The following is a 3,452-nucleotide window of genomic DNA, read 5'->3' as shown; positions in this document are numbered from 1 at the left end:
ACGGTGCGGCGCCATCACGAGGGAACGTTCCAGCACTGCCTGCTCGTGACCGGCGTCGCGGTCGATTTCGGCCTCAGCCTCGGTTTCCGTAAAAGTGACCTTGAACGGCTCTCCACTGCTGCCATGTTCCACGACATAGGAAAGGCGAGGGTGCCCTTGGCGATCCTGGACAAGCCAGGACGCCTCGACGACGAGGAGCGAACGTTGGTCGAAACCCACCCGGCGGTGGGTTACGATGTGCTGAAAGGGCACGTGGACATCTCACCCGAAGTCCTCGATGCGGTCCGGCATCATCACGAATATCTCGATGGCAGCGGCTATCCTGACGGCCTCTGCGCCGAGAACATCACCGACATCGTGCGCATTCTGACCATTTCGGATATCTTTGCGGCGCTGATCGAACACCGGCCGTACAAACCGACAATGCCACGCGCGGCGGCGTACGAGATTCTCTGCGGCATCAGGGGAAAGCTGGAGAGGGCGCTAGTCGCCTCTTTCAAGGATGTCGCGCTTAGCAGATGAATTCTGCTCGAGCCTATGCAGGAATATTCCACGTCTCACTCAAGGCTGATCGGAGGCGGTCTTATTTCCATGCACTTCGGCTTCTGGGCCCATCTTGGACATCCTGACCGGCGCCGATGATGTCCGTTCCCGGAGCTCAACGCTAGCCAAAACGTTGAACTCATTGCAAGTTTTGACGATCCGGGCGGAGCTCGCGCAAAAAGCTACGGTGACGAGCTATGAATGGACCCGTGCAATTCGGCACTATGTCGATTGGCGGGCAGGGACCTCGTCAGGACCGCAACTAAGCTCGCCGCTCGGGGGCTACCTGCTGGCGAGCTAGCCTGAGTCTTTCGGTCCGTTAACGATCGGATCGTCACGGATACGCGCGGTGAATGTCGATGTTGCGTGTCTCACGATCGGAGGCAAATGATGGCTCGATGTCACGTGGACCAGCATTGAGTGACCGCAGAAGAAGTAGTCCGCTGTGTAGCGGGCCAAAATCGGTGCGTGCAAAACCCAATGGCAGTCGGGCGGTCGATTTTCTGCACTCGGACCTGTTATAAAGGGACAGAACTAAGCCGAACTGCAAGCATGCAAACATCACGTCTACAAGAGCGCATCGGCAGGAACGTCCCATGAGCGTGTCCCAACTCACGAAGCGCGTTCGACGCGAGCTGACTTATTTGGACTATCCGGCTCGGGAGTGGACAGTCCCGCGATTTGTAGACGGAGTACCGGTTCTGGACGTGCTGATTGTCGGCGCTGGACAGAGCGGACTGGGAATCGCGTTCGGTTTGAGGCTTGAGCGCATAACAAACTTCAGGATCATCGATCGCCGCCCACGCGGTTTCGAAGGACCTTGGCGCAGTTTCGCTCGGATGGAACGGTTGCGCACGCCGAAGAAGGTGACTGGAATTGATTTCGGCGTCCCGAGTCTAACGGTACGGGCCTGGTACGAGGAAAAATTTGGGCGGCGAGCATGGGGTCGCATAGATACCCTCCCTCAGGAGGTATGGCGTTCTTATCTGGATTGGTACCGAGACGTTCTGGATCTCCCGGTTGAGAACGAGGTCGAACTAATCTTGATTGAACCGGCGGATGGTATCTTCCTTGCCCATCTTCGTCGTTCCGAAGGGATTGAGCGGGTATATGCAAGAAAGATCATTCTTGCGACAGGCTTTGAGGGAAGTGGCAGGTGGGCCGCTCCTAAGTTTCTGGTCGCTGATTTGTCGGAAGATCTTTATGCACATTCGGCCGATGATATCGATTTTCGCAAGCTTACGGGAAAACGCATTGGCGTCCTTGGTGCCGGGGCATCGGCCTTTGACAACGCAGCTCTCGCGCTTGAGGCGGGCGCGGCGCGAGTAGACCTTTGCTTCCGCCGTTCGGAGATGCCGCGGGTCAACCCACTCACTTGGATGAATTTTGCCGGTATGTTGGGCCACTTCGGTGAGCTGACGGACCTGGACCGCTGGCGGTTCATGCGCCACATTCTTGACGAGCTTCCGGTCCCCCCCACACAAGACGCTTATTGGCGATGCCGCGAGTTTGAGAATTTCGCCTGGCACCCCGACTGCGCATGGACTTCCATCGACGAAGCTTGCGGTACTGCAAGGGTTCGAAGCAGGAATCGCAGATTCGAATTCGACTTCATGATTTTTGCGAGCGGTGTCGAACCGGATCTCTCAGCGCGTCCCGAGCTCGCCCTATTTTTTGAACAAATAGCCCTTTGGCGCGACCGCTTCACGCCTCCATCGGGCGAGGAAAGCGAGTCACTCGCACGCTATCCCTATTTGGGTGACACCTTTGAATTCACGGAGCGGCACCGCGGCGCCGCTCCGTTCCTTAGAGGAATACACAACTTCACGTTCGGAGCGTTTCTGAGCCACGGCATATCAGGAGCGGCCATCACGGGTATAAAGTATGGAGTGCGGCGGCTGGTAAACGGAATCGCGCGTGATCTGTTTTGCGACGACTCGGCCAATTATTACCGCGATCTGCTGTCATATCAGACGCCTGAGCTGCGGACCTTGGACAATGCGTTTGTTTGGCTGAGCCAGCTTGGCAGTGACGCTGCGAATTTCGACAGCTTCGCCAATCAGCTGGATCAGCACCAGTTTGCCACGCTGCGTGGCTTGTTGCTACGATCAACGCCACAGCACGAATCTCCGGCTGCAAAGTCCGCCCGACCTGCCCCAACGAAGCGCCCGCCGCGAACGACGCAGCTCAAGAAGAAAAAGGGGAGGTGACATAGCGACTTTATGCTCGCGAGGTGCGACGCGACGATCTATTCTACGCTCGACGGATGCTCGGTGGACAGAAAGCCAATTGAGTATTGTGGAATGCCGTTTGACTAAAGGTCGTATTGGAGAATATTGTAGTTTGTTGCCTTGCACGTAGTGATCACCGCCTGACGACCACCATCATCGTGAGGTTAGCAATGGCCTTCATCGCATTTACGAAAGTGATCGATTTTACTACATTGACCGCCAAGCAGCGGAGAGAACTCAAAACCATTCTCGGGAAGCGTGAGGATCAGCTCAAAAAGGCGATCAAGGATGTCGAGAGCGCCCTTAGCAAGCTTGAACGAACGGGTCGGAAGTCTCGAAAGCAGTCGAAGGGCAGGCGTTGATCGGGCGCTAATCAATTTGCGCCGGCCATGATGTTGGGCGGCGTTGGCTAGCATTTGCCGTGATCTGGCTTCTCTTTCGGTGCTGAAATTGAGCTTAATTCGTCCACGAGATTCCTGGCATCTTCCAGATCGGGCATATCCCGACCGTCGGTAAACCAAGAGTATATTGGTTTTGCGAGGGATGTAGCTTCGAAATATCTGCCTTCGTTACACCAATGCCGCGCGAGGCAGATCGAGGCAAGAGCTGGTCCCGGTTGTCTGAACAGAATCTCCGCGTCGATAAGTGGAGCCTCTGCCGGGGTTAGGCCGCCATGCG

Annotated in this window: 4 protein-coding genes; 3 read left to right on the top strand and 1 reads right to left on the bottom strand. The window is 56.3% G+C overall.

Features of this window, described 5'->3' with window-relative positions:
* The 3 genes from AC0L3K_RS40395 to AC0L3K_RS40385 form a co-directional block, all read left to right on the top strand.
* A partial coding sequence (locus tag AC0L3K_RS40395; protein ID WP_473368183.1) for an HD-GYP domain-containing protein occupies positions 1-522 on the top strand: 522 nt, incomplete at its 5' end.
* Between the two features lie 617 nt (positions 523-1,139).
* On the top strand, positions 1,140-2,753 hold the full coding sequence (locus AC0L3K_RS40390; RefSeq protein ID WP_473368182.1) for an NAD(P)-binding domain-containing protein: 1,614 nt from the start codon (positions 1,140-1,142) through the stop codon (positions 2,751-2,753).
* 191 nt (positions 2,754-2,944) lie between these two features.
* Positions 2,945-3,136 carry a hypothetical protein gene (locus tag AC0L3K_RS40385; RefSeq protein ID WP_009859246.1) on the top strand — a complete coding sequence of 64 codons (192 nt, stop codon included), beginning with the start codon at positions 2,945-2,947 and terminating at the stop codon, positions 3,134-3,136.
* Positions 3,137-3,183: 47 nt separating this feature from the next.
* Here the strand turns inward: AC0L3K_RS40385 and AC0L3K_RS40380 are convergent.
* Positions 3,184-3,452: hypothetical protein (locus AC0L3K_RS40380; protein ID WP_473368181.1), on the bottom strand; the 269-nt coding region annotated here is incomplete at its 5' end.

The organism is Bradyrhizobium sp. MI1.10 (genome assembly GCF_055811035.1).
This window is presented reverse-complemented; position numbering and strand designations above follow the sequence as displayed.